Origin of the sequence: [Scytonema hofmanni] UTEX 2349 (assembly GCF_000582685.1) — a bacterium.
Lineage (GTDB): Bacteria > Cyanobacteriota > Cyanobacteriia > Cyanobacteriales > Nostocaceae > Hassallia > Hassallia hofmanni.
Window position 1 is genome coordinate 4927500 of record NZ_KK073768.1, and the last position, 17238, is coordinate 4944737.

At 41.4% G+C, this 17238-nt stretch carries 17 protein-coding genes and 1 pseudogene; 9 read left to right on the forward strand and 9 right to left on the reverse strand.

All coding sequences use genetic code 11. The features are described from left to right. Positions 1 to 18: 18 nt before the first annotated feature. Complete coding sequence (locus TOL9009_RS40695; RefSeq protein WP_051503048.1) at positions 19 to 1146, forward strand: hypothetical protein; 1128 nt, start codon at positions 19 to 21, stop codon at positions 1144 to 1146. 156 nt (positions 1147 to 1302) lie between these two features. Beyond that, complete coding sequence (locus TOL9009_RS0127485) at positions 1303 to 2562, forward strand: phospholipase C/P1 nuclease family protein (protein WP_029636386.1); 1260 nt, start codon at positions 1303 to 1305, stop codon at positions 2560 to 2562. Between the two features lie 83 nt (positions 2563 to 2645). Here TOL9009_RS0127485 and TOL9009_RS47850 read toward each other — a convergent pair whose 3' ends face one another. After that, positions 2646 to 2813 (reverse strand): hypothetical protein, encoded by a 168-nt coding sequence (locus TOL9009_RS47850; protein WP_186227662.1) that lies wholly within the window; start codon positions 2811 to 2813, stop codon positions 2646 to 2648. 285 nt (positions 2814 to 3098) lie between these two features. On the opposite strand from TOL9009_RS47850, the gene TOL9009_RS0127490 reads away from it, so the two are divergent. After that, entirely contained in the window at positions 3099 to 3572 is a 474-nt protein-coding gene (locus TOL9009_RS0127490) for a CRR6 family NdhI maturation factor (protein ID WP_029636387.1), read from the forward strand. A 111-nt stretch (positions 3573 to 3683) separates the two neighbouring features. On the opposite strand, the gene TOL9009_RS0127495 is transcribed toward TOL9009_RS0127490, so the two are convergent. Together TOL9009_RS0127495 and TOL9009_RS0127500 are read right to left on the reverse strand one after the other, a co-directional pair. Next, positions 3684 to 4448, reverse strand: a complete 765-nt coding sequence (locus TOL9009_RS0127495) for a hypothetical protein (RefSeq protein WP_029636388.1) — start codon at positions 4446 to 4448, stop codon at positions 3684 to 3686. Positions 4449 to 6114: 1666 nt separating this feature from the next. After that, positions 6115 to 7068 carry a glycosyltransferase family 9 protein gene (locus TOL9009_RS0127500; protein WP_029636390.1) on the reverse strand — a complete coding sequence of 318 codons (954 nt, stop codon included), beginning with the start codon at positions 7066 to 7068 and terminating at the stop codon, positions 6115 to 6117. Between the two features lie 177 nt (positions 7069 to 7245). Between TOL9009_RS0127500 and ispD the strand changes: the two genes are divergently transcribed. The 3 genes from ispD (at position 7246) to TOL9009_RS0127515 (ending at position 9115) form a co-directional block, all read left to right on the forward strand. Beyond that, positions 7246 to 7953, forward strand: coding sequence for a 2-C-methyl-D-erythritol 4-phosphate cytidylyltransferase (gene ispD / locus TOL9009_RS0127505; protein ID WP_029636392.1), 708 nt, complete (start codon positions 7246 to 7248; stop codon positions 7951 to 7953). A gap of 113 nt (positions 7954 to 8066) precedes the next feature. Beyond that, the gene (gene scpB / locus TOL9009_RS0127510; RefSeq protein ID WP_029636393.1) at positions 8067 to 8609 is read left to right on the forward strand and encodes an SMC-Scp complex subunit ScpB; all 543 of its coding nucleotides are present in this window, start codon (positions 8067 to 8069) and stop codon (positions 8607 to 8609) included. A 158-nt stretch (positions 8610 to 8767) separates the two neighbouring features. Then, on the forward strand, positions 8768 to 9115 hold the full coding sequence (locus TOL9009_RS0127515) for a DUF760 domain-containing protein (RefSeq protein WP_029636395.1): 348 nt from the start codon (positions 8768 to 8770) through the stop codon (positions 9113 to 9115). Positions 9116 to 9212: 97 nt separating this feature from the next. On the opposite strand, the gene TOL9009_RS0127520 is transcribed toward TOL9009_RS0127515, so the two are convergent. Continuing rightward, positions 9213 to 10418: an HhoA/HhoB/HtrA family serine endopeptidase gene (locus TOL9009_RS0127520; RefSeq protein WP_029636397.1), complete on the reverse strand. Its 1206-nt coding sequence runs from the start codon at positions 10416 to 10418 to the stop codon at positions 9213 to 9215. Positions 10419 to 10672: 254 nt separating this feature from the next. On the opposite strand from TOL9009_RS0127520, the gene TOL9009_RS0127525 reads away from it, so the two are divergent. After that, positions 10673 to 11545: a LysM peptidoglycan-binding domain-containing M23 family metallopeptidase gene (locus TOL9009_RS0127525; RefSeq protein WP_029636398.1), complete on the forward strand. Its 873-nt coding sequence runs from the start codon at positions 10673 to 10675 to the stop codon at positions 11543 to 11545. Positions 11546 to 11576: 31 nt separating this feature from the next. Here the strand turns inward: TOL9009_RS0127525 and TOL9009_RS0127530 are convergent, their stop codons facing one another. The 4 genes from TOL9009_RS0127530 to TOL9009_RS0127545 form a co-directional block, all read right to left on the reverse strand. Beyond that, positions 11577 to 12605 carry a cysteine hydrolase family protein gene (locus TOL9009_RS0127530; RefSeq protein ID WP_029636400.1) on the reverse strand — a complete coding sequence of 343 codons (1029 nt, stop codon included), beginning with the start codon at positions 12603 to 12605 and terminating at the stop codon, positions 11577 to 11579. Positions 12606 to 12667: 62 nt separating this feature from the next. Further along, positions 12668 to 12952, reverse strand: coding sequence for a type II toxin-antitoxin system RelE/ParE family toxin (locus TOL9009_RS0127535; RefSeq protein WP_144238354.1), 285 nt, complete (start codon positions 12950 to 12952; stop codon positions 12668 to 12670). After that, positions 12949 to 13167, reverse strand: a complete 219-nt coding sequence (locus tag TOL9009_RS0127540; RefSeq protein WP_029636404.1) for a hypothetical protein — start codon at positions 13165 to 13167, stop codon at positions 12949 to 12951. The genes TOL9009_RS0127535 and TOL9009_RS0127540 overlap by 4 nt, the downstream gene beginning before the upstream one ends. Before the next feature lie 57 nt (positions 13168 to 13224). Then, positions 13225 to 13584 (reverse strand): hypothetical protein, encoded by a 360-nt coding sequence (locus tag TOL9009_RS0127545; protein ID WP_029636406.1) that lies wholly within the window; start codon positions 13582 to 13584, stop codon positions 13225 to 13227. A gap of 155 nt (positions 13585 to 13739) precedes the next feature. Between TOL9009_RS0127545 and TOL9009_RS0127550 the strand changes: the two genes are divergently transcribed. Together TOL9009_RS0127550 and TOL9009_RS0127555 are read left to right on the forward strand one after the other, a co-directional pair. Then, a complete protein-coding gene (locus TOL9009_RS0127550) occupies positions 13740 to 15065 on the forward strand; it encodes an AAA family ATPase (RefSeq protein ID WP_029636408.1) in 1326 nt (441 codons plus the stop codon). 88 nt (positions 15066 to 15153) lie between these two features. Next, positions 15154 to 17016: a tetratricopeptide repeat protein gene (locus tag TOL9009_RS0127555; RefSeq protein WP_029636409.1), complete on the forward strand. Its 1863-nt coding sequence runs from the start codon at positions 15154 to 15156 to the stop codon at positions 17014 to 17016. 42 nt (positions 17017 to 17058) lie between these two features. On the opposite strand, the pseudogene TOL9009_RS46275 reads toward TOL9009_RS0127555, so the two are convergent. Further along, a pseudogene (locus TOL9009_RS46275) lies at positions 17059 to 17238 on the reverse strand (IS630 family transposase); the annotation flags it as partial.

Genomic DNA, 17238 nt, shown 5'->3' on the forward strand with positions numbered 1-17238 from the left:
ACAGCCAGGAGACAAATTATGTCAACGACAGGAGAAAATCAAGATTTATACGATCGCTTTGCGGCTTTAAAAGAAACCCTTGCAGATAGGTTAGCACCGCAACTCATCCAAAATCCGCAACTGGCTGATGCTTTGACTCAGCAAATTGAGGATCTACTATCACAGGTACTGACAAATCAAGGGCAAATGGTAGCACCTCCAGATGGGGGACTAGCTGAGTTAGTAGGGATTGGTTCTCAAGCAGCCAGCAAAGTTAATTCAACGCGCTTACCGCAGGGTGTAGAAGATTATGACGAACAAGTAGCGAGCGATCGCATTCTCGCAGTTGCCGATTTATACTATCTCTACCAACACGAAAAAGTCGGCGTTTTTCGTGCTGTCAAAAAACTGCAAGAACTATTCAACGCCGGTGCTGTCAGATTATCCAACGGTGACGGTGCTTATGGTTTGTATCGCTTTGACCGTCGTAGTGTGTTGCGCTACACCCAAAAAGAGCGGATGCAAACTTACCGCCGAGTATTTGGTTACACCACTGTCCCACCGATGTCTAGCGCTAAACCGAATCTGCAATTTCACACTTTATTTACACAGTTTATTAACAACGTTGCGGAGTTTTGGCGCGATAAACGCATCTCAGATGTAATTCGCGATCGCGCTTACGACCCCAGTTTTGGCAGCATTGCCACCGTGCGACGAGCGGGTTTAGATTTGCGAAATAACCTGAAATGGTCTTCCTACGGACATGTCACCGTCCTCCGAATAGAAGTTCTGCAACTGCTAGAAGAAGCCTTCAAAATTCTCGGTGCGGATGATGTCAAAAAACTGTTTGGTGCAGACAACGCTTGGGATGTAGTCGAAGAAATTATGCTGCGCTACTTCAAACAAGATGTTAACGCATCACAGCGGCACCGCATGGCTGTTGCCGGACGCAGTATTATCCGCTGGTTAGCTCAGAAATACATCCTCAATAATTCACGAGCCGAATTTGAAGCCTTAGTCCGAGAAATTGCTGATGTTACCGAAGAATGGCTCACGAGTGCCGAAACCTTGGGTATTGCTTTTCGCGGTCATACCAAACGAGTAGTTACTTTTGAACCTCGTCAAAATGGTCACAGACCTTTGAGAAGTGCAGGAGAAGGATATTAATCATAGTACTTACGCAAAAACTCTCTCAAACTTTTATTACTCTGTGTCCTCTGCGTCTCTGTGGTTCGTTTTTCAAGTACTCGTGCGTAAGTCTTAAATCAAAAAGAAAAAGGCAACTTAGCATGACACAGAACTCAGTACTCAGGATTTAGTATTATGAGTAACACATTTACAGAGCAGCTATTGGACGGCTACTCAGAATTAGAGCTACGTGGACAAGCAGGACGTAACCCGGCAAATAGGTTTGCCACTTACCTCAAACGTCAAGGCTTCTTGCCTACACTGCATTTTGCTCAACGGTTCCTCAAACGTGTTTTGTCTGCTGGTGTACGCTTTGACCCACGCACCTTTAAAAGTGAGTTTTACGCGGCAAAACACTATCGCCAAACGCGGTCAGGTTACAATACCCGCATTGCTGTTGTCCGGGGTGTGCCGATTCTCTATCGTCCTGGTGGTGAAGACGGCAATCGAATTGTGTTAATTACAACTTTAGAACAAGGCGATAAATTGCCCCCTGTTGAGCCGATTTCATCCCCAAGACAGCGCGAAATGGAAACGAATCTAGAGGCAGAATTAGAGCAGCTTCTAGAAAAAATTGATGCAGCTATTGAAAGTGACGATTCCGAGCAAGTATCCTATGACCGATATATAGAAAACGAATACTTGCAGCGAAAATTGCAAAATAAATCTGAAGAAGAAGCAGAAGCTTTTGTTGTCGAGAACCGACTATTGAAAATTCCCCCAGGACACGAAACTTTAAATCGTCATGCAAGTCATGGTTTGCCCATTTCTAAGACTGAGTTAGCGGCAATGAATCGGGGTGTCCGCAGAGTTGATACCGAGAAGCTATCAAACCATTTTAAACCCACCCAGCAACGTCGCCACGCATTACGCCGCTACAAATGTCAAAAACTAGAAGAAGCATTAGCCGAAACTAGACAGCAATTGATGGTTTTGCATGGTAAAGTGCTGAGTGCAACCAAGCGAGAAGAAGCATTTGAATGGATTGGGGAAGCGCTCCACCTAATTCAAGACTCATATTCTCCAGCGCATACAGAACGCGAAAATAGTGGTGCAGGTACAATTCTTTTTATTCGCTACTACGGCATTAAGGGACTTCCCTATCCGCAAGAACACCGAGTTTTACCGATGCGACAGCCTGGTAGGGTGATTCCTCTGCCGATTGACATCCGAGATTATGTTAATGTCAGCAACCCACCAGAAAAAGCTGCGATCGCTGCCAGTCGTGATTTTATCAAGATGATGTTACTGCATTTGAAAGGGCGATCGCCTAGTTACACTGCCGCTCAATGGAATACTAAACGTCGCAGTGACTTAATTAAATTCATGAACAAGTATTTAATATTAAGTCCGCGTCACACCCCAACGAAAACCTTGTACCCAAGCTGTCCTTGACATAGCAATAAAACTCAAAAAAATCCTGTTGTTTACACTTAAATTCAATTTAAAACAACCATAAATTCCAGTAGATGCACGGATTAATATTCGTTCGGAGAAATTCCCATATGGTTTATTCCCCGGAGGATCGCTTCTTGGGGAGCGAACCGACTGGATGTGTTTGAGGTTGTGACTAATAATGCTTTGTATGCCAAAATCTGGGATAATTTTACCTGGAGTGCTTGGGAGAATTTAGGAAGCTCGTGCATTTGTTGCTCCTACTGCTGTTTCTACGGGAATCAACCGTATTCACACGTTTGTTGTGAGTGACGATAATGCCCTGCACCATAAATCTTTCAGTTAATCCAGATCATCTAAGGGTGTGTTTGTTGTACGAAGAGTGCTGTAAATAAGCGCTCTTCACGCTGACTACGAATAGAGACGCGAGGTTCATCGCGTCTTTATTTTTAATCAATGGGGTGTGGCGTTAGTACCTAAAAGCTGCTACTGTATATTCTCGATCTTATTGTTGCATCAATAGTGTAAAAATCCCAATGACGATCGCGATCGCACTTAATACCGACTGCATTAACAATCTGGATCTATCACCCGCATCAACAGTGATTTCACAACTGCTGGAAGATGGGGCGATCGCATCCCACGAACAGCAGCTGCACTTTGAGATCAACTATTCTCAAGAAAAAAGCGATCCACGGGAACTTTCCGAAATTCCAGAGGTACGGTTGTGGTTTCTCCGTCTGGATGCTCGCTATCCTTGGTTGCCATTCTTACTAGATTGGAAAGCTGGGGAACTTGTTCGTTATGTCGCTATGCTCGTACCCCACCAATTCAGTCAAAAAGAAGGTATTCAGTATAATCCTGAAGCTTTAGAAATCTTTTTGATGCAAAGAATCTTTATTTTAAGCGATTGGCTCAAACAGCAGGGTATACCCAATCAATTCCGTCTCAAATCAATGGCTCAATTGCTGGGTTATGACTTAGATGATACTTTGTTTGGGATGTTTTGAAGTTGATGGTTGATAATGGATAGTTGATAGTTGTTGGTTGATAGTTGATGGTTGTAACGAGTACTTTTTGACAACGAAGAACCAACAACGCTCCAACCAACAACCAAAAACTCAGTTTATACGATATATGTAACTTAATGCGGTATTGAAAGCGTATTCAACTGCTTTTGATTTACTTGGTAAAGCTTCCTGCCAGATTCGATAGTCGTTATAGTCAATAATTCTATTTACTATTTCATCAATCCTGATTTGATTCAGTATTTTGTATTGTTTAGCTTCAAAATCTTTTGCTGTACCACCGATTTCTACAACTTCTTGTGCAGCTTTGATAAAGTTATCCAAAACTGTTTGCATGTATTTTTTACCGGCATTTTCTGCAAACAGTTTTGATGCTTTTAAAGCGTTAAATTCTGCTAAAAGCAAATCAGCGATTTCTCTTCCTCTGGAAGTATTCCAATTTAAAGGAAGTTCTACATCCAAATATTCACATTGATTATATTGATAGTTGAGATAATCATGAATATTTTCGGCTAATCGAATCAGTTTTTTACCAGCTAATAATTCTTGGAGAAGATTTGTGCTTGTGTTGATGGACAAGTCATGGAATACTTTTTCTTCCATAAGCGAACATTCATACACAACATAAGTCCAAATTCCTGGATTAGCTTCATTCTTCGTTCCCGCTTGATAAAAAGTTATTGTTGCGTCTTCTTTGCACTTGAAATATGCACTTTTAGTATTTTCTAATGTCGAAAAATGCATTTTTGGTGAGGAACATATAATACGAAGGAAAACCCCAATGATATGATGAGTCTGAGTATCTACTTGGATATACCGTTTTCCACTGCTAATAAAGCCATGTAACCAAATCGCCATTTATTTTTCCTTGTGTATAGTTCATCACATTTTTGGTTGAACGCTAGGATTTATAACGAAAGTCAAGTTAAGGAACACAAAATATGGCGTGTTAGATCCACCCATAAGCTAATCAAACCAAGTAGTATGGGCAACCAGTGTTTGCCCAATAGCCGAGAATCCTTAATTTTGTGTATTAAGGTTGCTAATTTTTGTTTGAACTGAAATTTCTAGTTGTAATCGATTAGTCTTGTCAAAAAGCCTCATATTTACTACTGAATTAAAAAGTGTATCTTGCTGTTCATTTTTTTTATTGAAAATTTAATTGATGGTTAAGAGTTGGCTGTCAACTATGACACATTGAACATTACCAATTAGCCATTTTCCAATTTTGACAACTGGGTTAAATGCATACTATTTATAATGCCAAAGATATTGTTCCCACAAATATATATAAACTAACAATTTGGCAAAAATCTAATTTTTTTAACTTATCTTTGCCAATGATATTTTTGTAAATTTTTGTAAATACCTCAGCAAAAATCTAGACAAAGTGTTAATCAAAAGATTTGACCACATCTGCTTAGGGAGATCCAAAAAATAAAATATCCAGCCGTGTATTGAAATAATTGGTTGGGTATCGCGGATCGCTTGTTATGCCGGGATGATATTTTATTAGTTGTAAGTGCCTTAGAATAGTTATTTTTTTGTTTTAAACTAAAATTTGCTGCAAAATAAACTCAACTATTACAGCTAAATTTTTGGCAATGTAATCAGATTTTGTGTGATGTTAGTTCAGAATTTTCAGCTTACAGTAGGTTGATTAGGGGGTATGTTCTGACTCAATACAACGGAAGTGAAAAATTAAGATAGGAAAAATATTATAGCGCATCTAACTTTGTCTCAGTCTGTGCAAGAAACAAGAATAGGACTTACGCACTTGTTACGAAAAAACAAGACTTTGAGATTGCTTCCTTACGTCGCAATGACAGAAATTCGTAGTCCGTGCGTAAGTCCTGAAGAAAAAGTTCACTGTTTAAAAATTTACGCTAAGTAATAACTCTTATATGATTTAGTAAAATGGAAACTCAAAAAAAAAGAATATTTGGCGATCGCTTAACGCTGCACACGGCTTAAATAACACTCTCATAGGATGTTGAAATATTCACCGTGGCAAATGTGGCTCACCTTGATATAGAAGCGTGCGATCGCCTAGAGTGGGCGCTTTGCGCCATCGCACTCAATAAAAAACAGCCTATTTAATCATCAGCCAAGACGTGCAAAGCACAAATACACAATTATTGCAGTACTAGCCACCGCTTCTAAAAACCTACGCATATCTAGGTATAAATCCGTAAATATGGGCAAGCTCAACTCCACGGTATAAGTTCGCTCAATCAGAAGCGCTTTTCAGCTTGGTTCCCTTATCCTGTGACTCAGGTTCCTTGACCACTAATCCCCAGTTAGAGATACTAAAACGAATTTCAGTACGAGACTTAAAATATTCAATTTTTGTGTGATTAGTTCGTGCCAAGTGTTTCTGTGGTTTTCACGCCCAGTAAGATGAATGCATCCCGCACTAATCAAGCGTAATTACATTATACAGGTACCTATGCACAATTTTCCGAAAATCTCGGAATTATTGCCTATATTTGCCCAGATATGCAGAAAATTTCTAGAGCAGCAGCTAACCCCAAACTTTCTGCAAAACTGTATTGGGTGAAATCTCAGCAATTCTACCGTTAGGAGATTTGATCGCTAAGAATTTATCACTCTTAGGTAACAACTTGGCTGGTTCTGTGCCACCAAATAAAGCAATAGTATAAGTTTGTACTGCCACACTCAAGTGCATCGCCGCACTGTCGGTACACAACATCAAATTTGCCCCGCCAATCATGGCAGCTAACTTGCCGATATCATCTGGGTAAGTCATTTGAACATCTTTCAAAGACAACTCAAGGGATTGTACCAATTCATCTTCTGGTTCTTTGACTACTACTACAGGCATCTCTGGTTGCTTGCTGCGGAAATTTTGAATAATTTGCAGCCAACTTTGCACAGGATAAACTTCACCTGTAGCTTTGGTTTGGGCTAACTGACTAGAACCAGCGTCAATCAAAATGTAACCTGTTTCATGCACACCTAAACGTTTTTGTTCTTTTTCTGCCCAATCAATATCGGTTAAAGGTATATTGACCGTTAAATCTGGGCAAGTAGATTGAATGCCCAAACCTGTGAGGAGGTCATGATACATTTGTGCAGTGTACTGCGATTGTTTTAGAGGCACTGGGTTGGTTAAAAAAACAGAGCCTTTGCCTTGGTAGCCTATCCGTGTGGGGATTCCCGTCAACCAAAGTAAAAAACGAACCAACCAGCTTTGTCCTAAAAAAATGGCAACATCGTACTCGCGATCGCGAATCATACCCACCAAGTTACCCCAATCTGCTAAACTGTTGCGGTCTTGGAAATCAAATGTCAGTACCTGGTCAACTGACTTGCTTACCCGGTAGGCAGCTTTTGAGCGGGGTTCGGTAACAACGTCTATGTGAGCTGAAGGTAATGAGCGCTTCAGGTCATCTAGAGTCGGAAAGAAGAGAATTTGCTCGCTAATTCCGCCGGGAACAAGGGCTACTATTCGCATAAGATTTATTTACACTTACTCGCTACTTATTTGAAATTGTTGGTTAATAGTTGTTGGTTGTTAGTTGACGGTTAATAGTCAACGGTTATCAACTATCCACCATCGACTATCCACTACCCACGCTCCTACTAACAACCATCCACTAACCACTATCCAGTACCTAGATTGAGGAAAACTGTGCATTTACTAATTCCAGCTGCGGGGATGGGACGAAGAATGGGAAGCGATCGCAATAAACTTTTGTTACTCGTGCGATCGCAACCGATAATTAGTTGGACTCTCCAAGCCGCTGAAGCAGCATCTTTAATCAGTTGGATTGGGATTATTGCGAATCCTACCGACTGGCAAGACCTCCAGACAATTATCCAGCAAGAAAAATTAACTAAACCTGTGGAATTGATCGAAGGCGGATCTACACGCCAAGAATCAGTTTACAATGGTTTACTTGCATTACCATCTACCGCAGAGCAAGTGTTGATTCACGATGGTGCCAGATGTCTTGCGACACCGGATTTATTTGATGCTTGTGCTTTATCGATTCACCATTATTCTGGTTTGATTGCCGCCATCCCTGTCAAGGATACTATCAAAGTTGTCGATGAAGATGGCATAATTCAAAGTACTCCTGACCGACGGCGACTTTATGCCGCACAAACTCCCCAAGCTTTTGATGTTAAGTTGTTGAAACAATGCCACGAAATGGGTATCCGTGAGGGTTGGGAAGTCACTGACGATGCGGCTTTGTTTGAAAAGTGCGGCTACAACGTCGCAATTGTCCAAGGGGAAGAAACCAATTTGAAAGTTACTACCCCACAAGATTTAGCGATCGCCGAATTCATCCTCACTGCCAGAGAGCAGAGGGAAAAGGAAAATTTTTCAGTTTGACGTTTGTGTCAAATAATGATATAATCCCACACACTTATTATTCTGTAAGTGTGAGTCAGTCAGTTGTCATTTGCTCTGGTGACTAATGACTCTTGAACAATGACTAGTGATTAATGATTACAGCCACAGCGAACAAGATAGAAGCGATTCTCTATTTAAAAGGTAAACCCTTATCCCTCGGTGAAATCGCCGAATATGCCGCCTGCGATCGCGCTACTGTTGAGGAAGGCATAATTGAATTAATCGATAACTATGCCCACAGAGATGGCGCTTTAGAAGTTGTAGAAACTCCAGCAGGTTACTGCCTGCAACTGCGGTCAGATTATCATGAATTAGTGCAAACCATGATACCAGTGGAATTGGGCTTGGGGGCATTGCGAACTTTAGCAGCGATCGCTCTTAATAGCCCGATTCTTCAAAGCGATTTGATTAACCTGCGCGGATCGGGAGTATATCAACACGTTCCCGAACTAGTCGAACTCGGTTTTGTCCGAAAACGCCGAGATAATGAATCTCGGTCATATTCGCTACAAATAACTCCTAAATTTCATCAATATTTCCAAATTGAGCAACTTCCCGAACCATTCGACCGCAGCCAAGAAGAACGACAACTAGAACTAGACTTGAAAACTGAACCAGAACCAGAACCACTATAAATAAATTCCAAAAAAGCCAATAACATCAGTCTCAGGGCTGATGTTAAAGTGTCAAAGGTTGTACTAGGCATAAGTTACCGCCTAATACTTGTGGGGAATGCATTACCCTGGTTGAATGGTTTAAAGTAGAAATAGCAACTCAGCTAGCATAACTGCCAATGGTGTTTAATCCTAACTTTTTGAATGACAACTCTGAGGAACACCCTAATCAGCTTGTTTCCGACAATTCTGACGAATACCCCAATCAGTTACTCAAATATCTACAGCACCAGTCTCCAGAAGTTTTAGCCCGTGTCGCCCAGTCCGTCAGCCCGGAAATTAAACAAATAATTTCCCAAAACGTTCAAGGGCTTGTGGGAATGCTTCCAGCGGAAAATTTCCATGTGCAAATTACAACAGACCGCGAAAATTTAGCTGGTCTTTTAGGATCGGCAATGATGACGGGGTATTTCTTGCGCCAGATGGAACAGCGGATGCAGTTAGAAAATTTGAGTAACAATCAATAGTGAGTGGATAGTGGATGGTGGATAGTGGATAGTGGTTAGTGGATAGTAGAACAACTAACAACCACCAACTAACAACTAACAACCACCACCCAACAGACTATTTCTCAGGATAAGCCCCACACACTAGTTTGAAGGTTTGAATTTTCCCGTTGCGATTGACTTCCATCTCTAAGATGTCTCCAACCGAACTGGACTCTACCACCTTCTGTACCTGAGCCGCTGTTTTGACTGGTTTCCGGTTAAGTTTTTGAATCAAGTCTCCAGGAAGCAGTCCTCCCTTTTGTGCCGGTGATTTTTCCAGAACCCCTTTAACCACAACACCGCTGTCCTGCTTAATTTTCAGATTACTTTCTTGATTAATCTGCTGTTTTTTGGTAGGAGAAAGGTCTACCATTTCAATCCCCAAAAAAGGATGTTCAGCACGCCCTTTGGTAAACAGTTCCGACGCGATGCGGGCGGCAGTTTCGATGGGAATCGCGAAACCGAGTCCTTGAGCATCGGCGCGGATGGCAGTGTTAACGCCAATCACCTCGCCCTGAGCGTTTAACAAAGGTCCGCCGGAGTTACCTGGATTAATTGCGGCATCAGTTTGGATAAAACTGACTCGCTTATCGGGGATACCGACTTGAACACTAGTGCGATCGGTTGCGCTGATGATGCCAATAGTGACAGTATTATCTAAACCGAGAGGATTGCCGATGGCGATCGCCCATTGTCCCGGTATTAAGTTTTGCGAATTACCCAGCTTGACAGTTGGCAACTTATCAGCATTAATTTTGACTACTGCCACATCTGTAACCGGATCGACTCCCGCCACCTTACCCTCAAAAGTCCGACCATCTTTGAGAGTTACTAATACTGTGTCTGTGTCTGCGACAACATGAGCATTAGTTAACAATTCACCATCTTGACTCAAAATAAATCCCGACCCCGTACCGCGTTCAATCCTTTCTTGGGGAACTGGTTGTTCATCCTCCCCAAAAAATCGCCGCAAAAGGGGATTTTTTAAAGCGTCAGAAATCGGATTGGCAACTTTGCGAGTTGCATTAATTCGCACTACCGCAGGTCCAGTTTTTTGTACAGCAGTGGCAATAAAATTTACATTATCCCCGCCAGTAGCACCAATCATTCCTCCAACGGGATTAGGTGCTACAGTTTGTGGAGGCAAAGCCACTGTCACAGCTTTTAAATCTTGAAACGGGCGACTTTGTGGCAGAATAAAACGACCGCCTAACAATCCTACACCGCCGCCGATCGCCAATAAGGACAGATAAAGGGCTAGTTTTTTTACGGAAAACTTCATAATTTTTACTTTCATAGACAGCAATGCAGATGCTAACTTTTAAGTTTAGTCAAGCTAGAGGCTAGTTAACAGATGCTCGACAGCCTAATTTGGCACTATTCCCCATAAAGTTTCGGATTTTATGCGAAGTAGAGACGCGATTAATCGCGTCTGTACTAGAGAGACGCGATTAATCGCGTCTGTACAATGTTAGTTGTGAGTGGTTGGGTTAGTGATATTTTCCCAGTCCCCAGTCCCCAGTCCCCAGTCTGTACATGACTTTTCCCTTTCGTCAACAGTTTCTGTGTTTCCTACTCAGCGTCCTTGGGGTAGTGTCCATAATCCCATCAAAAAGCGCGATCGCTTCAGTTCCAGGTTGTCCCACTCCAGCCCTTGAACGTTTTCAACGCCATAAAGTTGCTTCTAGCGAAACTTTAGAAAGCATAGCCCAGCGCTACAATCTCACGCCAACAACCATTATCCGCATGAATCCAGATTTGCGAAACCGCACCGTAGCCGTAGGTAGTGAAATTTTAATTCCTCCCTACGATGGAATTGTCGTGGAAGTGCCTCGCGGACAAACTTGGCGAGAAGTCGCAGCAAAGTATAAAATCCGTGCTGACGCGCTGTTTGAGGTTAATGGTTGTGAAAAAGATCCGAGAGTAGTGTTTGTACCTCAGGGGAATTCATCGCGGAGTCGTCCTGTAAGTGATTCCACCACACCTAAAACTCCGGTGAAGTTCACTGGATACCCTTTGCCACAAATTACGACAGTGGCATTACCTTATGGTTGGCAGATTAATCCTTCGACAAATGAAGTTTTCTTTCACAGTGGTGTAGATTTGTTAGCAGCCGTGGAAACTTCTGTGCAAGCGATCGCACCCGGAACCGTAGTATTTGCTGGCAATCAAGGCACTTACGGCAACTTAGTAATAATTAATCACCCCGGCAAAATCCAAAGTCGCTACGCCCATCTGAAAGATATCAAAGTTTCCGTCGGTCAGCAAGTAAAACAGCAAGACCAAATAGGAACCGTAGGGACAACTGGAAAACCTACCTCCACCCAACCCCACCTTCATTTTGAAATACGTTCCAGTTCAGATTTAGGTTGGGTAGCCAAAGATCCAAATCAGTACATGCAGCGTTAATACGCAAAAATTTCCTCCGCGTTCCTTTGCGTTAAAAAAAGTTAATCTCTTCCGTAGATTTAACTACATGCATCCCCGCCTCAGCAAACCTTTCAAACGCCGCATCAGCCTGCACTGTATAATCCACCACACCTGAAACAACAACCGGCGAAGTACAATCTTCCAGCAGATAGATTTTTTTCGCAAGCGTAGCATCTATCTGCTGAATTTCTGTTAACAAATCGTCAATAGTCCAAGCAACGCAGTGACTCTTAGCTTGTCCGGCAATGATGACAGCATCAAACTCTAAAAGTTGTTGAATTAAACGTGTATTCTTTTGAGCAATTGGATTTTTATCAACACCTTCTAAAACCTCTGGACGCAGCACAGAATAGTTTTCTGTTAAAGGATTATCGCCTTTAATTTCAAATTGCGTTTGACTATTACGAGCTATACAGTGAAAAAATATCGCTTCCTCGACAGATGAAACCAAAGCATGACCAATACCACCTAACATAGAATGATAAAACCAAACTGTGAGCGGATATTTGCCATTTTCAGTTAATTGTTTAACGTAATGATAGGCATGTTTTTCTAAAAAATCATAATCGTATCCTAAACTGAAAGCAAGTGCGGGGTTAACTTTCCAATTTCCTTTTTCAATATCTGCTGGAGTGATGCTAGAAGCAGCGGGTGTAGGATGTTCACCTGCGGCATTCACCCAGAAAATAGGATGGAAAATTTGCATTGCTGTGTGAGTGTCCATCGTCGGTATAATTGTCGTAATTACGCCCAAGTTTCGATAGATAAATTCACACAATCGCCGATTATCTTCAACCGCACCAATACCAGATTTTCCACCTACAAATAATTCAAATTCGGGAATGCAAAAGGTATTTTGCACATCAATTAAAAGTAGACAAATGCGGATTTTGTCTGTTGATGCTGGTTTAATATTGTGTTCTTTAGCCCATACTTTTGCTTCTGCTGCGCTTTGTTGATAAGGTACGCGCCAAACTTCGCTCACTTTTTCGGGGTGAAAGTGTGGGGGAATAGGGAGTTTTGTTATTTTGGTGTTCATAATTAAATCTGCCACTTATTATTTAAGTATTATAATTGCTGAAATTAAAACTAATGCTTGATTTAGTAAACATCATCATGTGAACCCAAAGTCAACAAAAATATTTCTTCTTCTCCTGAGTCAGAATTAGTAACAAAATTAAATAAAAGACGATTACTATAATCAATCGAACATGACCATCTGCCCGATAAATCACCTTTTAGCTTGTGAGTGCGTAAACTAGGTAGAAATGGGTCTTCGGCTATTTGTTGTAATACTTGCTCAATTTGAGGGCGTAATTCCGGATTTTTCTTGACTAGACGCTTAAAAGCACGAACAAATGTCGAACTCCAAATTAAATTTATCACTCGTCCAACTCCGCCATTAAATCCGCCACTGAACCACGTCGGACATTACCCTGAGCATATTCATTCTCTGCTTGTGCAATTTCTTTTAATAATTCATCTCGTCGCTGTTGTTTCAGGCGTTTGCTAATAATATCTACAAGAATAACTTGAGCTTGTGGATCGAGTGCTTCTACTGCCTCAATTGCTTTTTGAAATATCGATGTTTTTTCTAGCATGGGTAATTAGACAATATAGTGATAAGTTTACTTTAGCGGATGGTGTGAGCGATCGCCTTACAGGTAGCGGTTATGCATATCCTTATTTAATTTAATATTTCCTGCTTTGAGCATAATAATTAAATGCTCAATTTTATTGAGATCATCAAGTTCTATACGCTCTAATTCAGTAATTTTATTTAATAAACTACGTTCTACAAGAGTACGCAAGCGTTGTTGCATTTCAGGTGTAGGGCTGAAAGCGGCAATTTCTTCAGGTGTGGGGTTACTAGCAATAAAATTGAGAATGTAGCGATAAATGTGGGCTGGTAATGGTGGTTGTTGGAGACTGAGGGCAAGTAATTCGGGGAGGCGATCGCCTAAACTAGCCAGTTGTTGCAAAAGTTCTTCTGGTACTTCGAGAGTGATTTTTGCCACAATATCACCTAATAAGTGAGTTTTCTTTTCATCATTCTAGCCAGCTTCAAATCATGGATGGTAGAGGCGATCGCTTCCAATCCCATTTGCCTCTGTCTATCCTTAATTCTTTACAATCTTCGCTAGCATGAGTAACAGTGCAGTATTTGTTACCTATGGTTAATCATACAGATTTACTCACAAACCTTTACAACGCCTTTAACCCTTTTGAACCCTTACCCGCAGGTGATCCAAAGTATGTAGATTGTCAGCAAGTGCGGGGAGATGCGGATATTTTAAATGAGTTGGGAAATCGGATGCGACTGGCAAATAATAACACTTGCCAATTGTATTCTGGTCATCGGGGTGGGGGGAAATCTACAGAATTGCTGAGGTTAAAGCAATATTTAGAGAATCGGGAATTTTATGTAGTCTATTTTGCCGCTGATGAAGAGGATATAGACTCAGAAGATGCCCAGTATACAGATATTCTCCTCGCCTGTACCCGCCATTTGCTCAAAGATTTACAGAAAATCGCCAATCCTCGTCCAGTGCTGGATTGGCTAAAAGACTGCTGGGTAGAGTTGAAAGATTTGGCGCAGACTCCGATAGAGTTTGAGAGTATGGAACTAGAAGCGCAACTTTCGCAGTTTGCCAAGCTGACAGCAAATTTAAGAGCAGTTCCCGAATTACGTCAACAAATTCGCAAAAAAATTAATCCCCGCACTGTCACTTTAATTAAGGTGTTGAATGAGTTTTTAGCGGATGCAAAAAAGCATCTACCCAACGGCTGCACTCAATTAGCGATAATTGTAGATAACTTAGACCGGATGGTCTTAGTTAAAGATGGGGATAACACCAACCATGAGGAAGTTTTTTTAGACCGCAGCGAACAACTAAAAGCTTTGGATTGCCATTTAATTTACACTGCCCCCATTTCTATGCTCTATTCTAAACGAGCGACAGACCTCTGGGATATTTACGGTGAATGCCTGATTTTGCCGATGATTATGGTCAAGACTCACAAAGGGGAAATTTACGATCTAGGACTCAAGAAAGTTAAAGAAGTAATTAGCAAGCGAGTCCGGCAAATTGCACCGGAGCTAACATTAGAAAACGACATTTTTGACAGTCTTCAAACATTGGAAAGACTCTGTTTGATGAGTGGAGGTCATGTCAGAAATTTGCTATTGTTAACTCAAGTTGCCATTGGAAGCACTGAAGAGTTACCGATTTCTGAAAAAGTGGTGCGACGAGCAGTTACTCAAGCGAGAGATACTTATCGCCGCGCAGTGGAAAATCATCAATGGTGTTTGTTAGCAGAAGTCTCTGTTTCTAAGCGCATTATTAATGATGACAAGTATCGCAGTTTGATGTATAACCGCTGTCTTTTAGAATACCGCTATTTGGATGATGAGGGGGAGATGCAGCGCTGGTATGATATTCATCCCTTGATTCAAGGAATTCCCGAATTTAAAGAAGCTGTGGCGAAACTTTTATGAAATGTATATATCCGAATAATATCAACAACCGCCAAGGATTTTAATTTCCTGGCTAGATATGCTGCAAATTGAAAATAGCGAAACTTCCATGAACCAAAATTTAAGTGATTGGGATGAAGATTTAGCCCCTGAGCCAAAAGAAGTTTATCAAGACTTAGTTCGCGCACTGAAGCGGAAAGCAGGATTTGGCTTGTTTTTTGTGCAATGTACACCTGCGGAATCAGACCGCTTTCTTGCCAAACTTCCGCAGGATATTCCGCAGAAGAAAATTGAAGTTTTGCGCTTGGTCGAGCCGATTGATAATTTATATCAGCGAGTAGCTGAGTTTGTTAAAGATAAGCAAGTTGATATTTTATTGATTAAAGGACTGGAATATTCTTTATATAAGTATGAGCAAAGAACTTTTGACGAAATTACAGGAGGACAATTTAGCAATTTAAGCAGTGTTCCGCCAATTTTAAATCATTTAAACCAACAGCGGGAACGGTTTAGAGATGATTTCCCGTTTTGCTTCGTTTTTCTCTTACGCTCATTTTCAATAAACTACTTAGTTCACCGTGCTCCCGATTTTTTTGATTGGCGTTCTGGTGTATTTGAATTGCCGACAACGCCAGAAGTGGTAGAAAAAGAATCATCTCGTTTACTAGATGAAACAGACTATGAGGAATATTTACAACTCAGCCTAGAAAAAAAGATAGAGAAAGTATTGGAGATTGAAGAACTTATAACAGAAAAACATCAGACAAAGAATCGTAGGGCAATTTTACTATTTCAGCGAGGAAAATTGTTAGTTGCTTCTAAGGACTATGAAGCAGCGATTGCCTCTTTCGACGAGGCGGTAAAAATTAAACCAGACTTATATGAGGCTTGGGACAACCGAGGTTTGGCGCTGTCTTATTTAGGACGCTACGAAGCAGCAATTATCTCCTACGACGAGGCGGTAAAAATTAAACCAGACTTACATGAGGCTTGGAATAACCGAGGTTTGGCACTGTCTTATTTAGTACGATATGAAACAGCAATTGCCTCCTACGATGAGGCGGTGAAAATCAAACCAAACTTACATGAGGCTTGGAACAACCGGGGTCTGGCGCTGTCTGATTTAGGACGCTACGAAGCGGCAATCGCCTCCTACGACGAGGCGGTAAAGATTAAACCAGACTTATATGAGGCTTGGTACAACCGAGGCGTTGCGCTGGGGGAATTAGGACGCTACGAACAGGCAATTGCATCCTTCGACCAAGCTCTAAAAATTCAACCAGACTTACATTCGGCTTCAAACATCTGGGGCATTCTGTTGGGGGATTTAGGACGCTACGAACAAGAAATTGCCTCCTACGACAAGGCGATGAAAATTAAACCAGACGACCACTCAGCTTGGTACAACAAAGGTATTGCGCTAGGGAAATTAGGACGCTATGAACAAGCAATTGCCTCTTTCGACGAGGCGGTAAAAATTAAACCAGACGACCACTCAGCTTGGTACAATAAAGGTATTGCGCTGGGGAATTTAGAACGCTACGAACAAGCAATTGCCTCGTTCGACGAGGTGGTGAAAATTCAACCAGACGACCACTCAGCTTGGTACAATAAAGGTATTGCGCTAGATGATTTAGGACAGTTGGAAGCAGCAATTGCATCTTACGATAATGCGGTAAAAATTAAACCAGACGACTACTCAGCTTGGTACAATAAAGGCATTGCACTGTGCGATTTAGGACGCTTGGAAGAGGCAATTGCCTCCTTAGACGAGGCGGTGAAAATTAAACCAGACTTACACTTTGGTTGGTACAATATAGCTCGCTGTTATACTCTTGAGGATAATATTGAACAGGCAATTGAAAACCTGGAAAAAGCAATTGACCTTTATCCCAAATATCGAGAAATAGCAAAGACTGACTCAGATTTTGATAATATTCGGAAATATGAGCAGTTTCGGGCGGTGATTTAAGGATAGCTACCAATTAATTAGTTTGACTTGTCTTATATAGGACTAATATTTGATTTTTGAAAAAGCTCCGTACATCTGAAGAGTGGGAAAATCAAAGGTAGTGTGACGGATAAACCATTCAAACATCCATTTTAAATGAGAGAATGAAGGGAGCAAAGCACGAAAACGTCGAACCCAGGTTTTGGCTTGCAACCAAACATCCTCAATGGGGTTTTGTACCGG

Excerpts from the sequence above, each read along its gene's own strand:
- TOL9009_RS0127495 (WP_029636388.1), bottom strand. The coding sequence starts at position 4,448 with ATGGCGATTTGGTTACATGGCTTTATTAGCAGTGGAAAACGGTATATC.
- TOL9009_RS0127485 (WP_029636386.1), top strand. The coding sequence starts at position 1,303 with ATGAGTAACACATTTACAGAGCAGCTATTGGACGGCTACTCAGAATTA.
- TOL9009_RS40695 (WP_051503048.1), top strand. The coding sequence starts at position 19 with ATGTCAACGACAGGAGAAAATCAAGATTTATACGATCGCTTTGCGGCT.
- TOL9009_RS0127525 (WP_029636398.1), top strand. The coding sequence starts at position 10,673 with ATGACTTTTCCCTTTCGTCAACAGTTTCTGTGTTTCCTACTCAGCGTC.
- TOL9009_RS0127530 (WP_029636400.1), bottom strand. The coding sequence starts at position 12,605 with ATGAACACCAAAATAACAAAACTCCCTATTCCCCCACACTTTCACCCC.
- TOL9009_RS0127520 (WP_029636397.1), bottom strand. The coding sequence starts at position 10,418 with ATGAAGTTTTCCGTAAAAAAACTAGCCCTTTATCTGTCCTTATTGGCG.
- TOL9009_RS0127550 (WP_029636408.1), top strand. The coding sequence starts at position 13,740 with ATGGTTAATCATACAGATTTACTCACAAACCTTTACAACGCCTTTAAC.
- TOL9009_RS0127555 (WP_029636409.1), top strand. The coding sequence starts at position 15,154 with ATGAACCAAAATTTAAGTGATTGGGATGAAGATTTAGCCCCTGAGCCA.
- TOL9009_RS0127500 (WP_029636390.1), bottom strand. The coding sequence starts at position 7,068 with ATGCGAATAGTAGCCCTTGTTCCCGGCGGAATTAGCGAGCAAATTCTC.
- TOL9009_RS0127515 (WP_029636395.1), top strand. The coding sequence starts at position 8,768 with ATGGTGTTTAATCCTAACTTTTTGAATGACAACTCTGAGGAACACCCT.
- scpB (WP_029636393.1), top strand. The coding sequence starts at position 8,067 with ATGATTACAGCCACAGCGAACAAGATAGAAGCGATTCTCTATTTAAAA.
- TOL9009_RS47850 (WP_186227662.1), bottom strand. The coding sequence starts at position 2,813 with ATGCACGAGCTTCCTAAATTCTCCCAAGCACTCCAGGTAAAATTATCC.
- TOL9009_RS0127540 (WP_029636404.1), bottom strand. The coding sequence starts at position 13,167 with ATGCTAGAAAAAACATCGATATTTCAAAAAGCAATTGAGGCAGTAGAA.
- TOL9009_RS0127490 (WP_029636387.1), top strand. The coding sequence starts at position 3,099 with ATGACGATCGCGATCGCACTTAATACCGACTGCATTAACAATCTGGAT.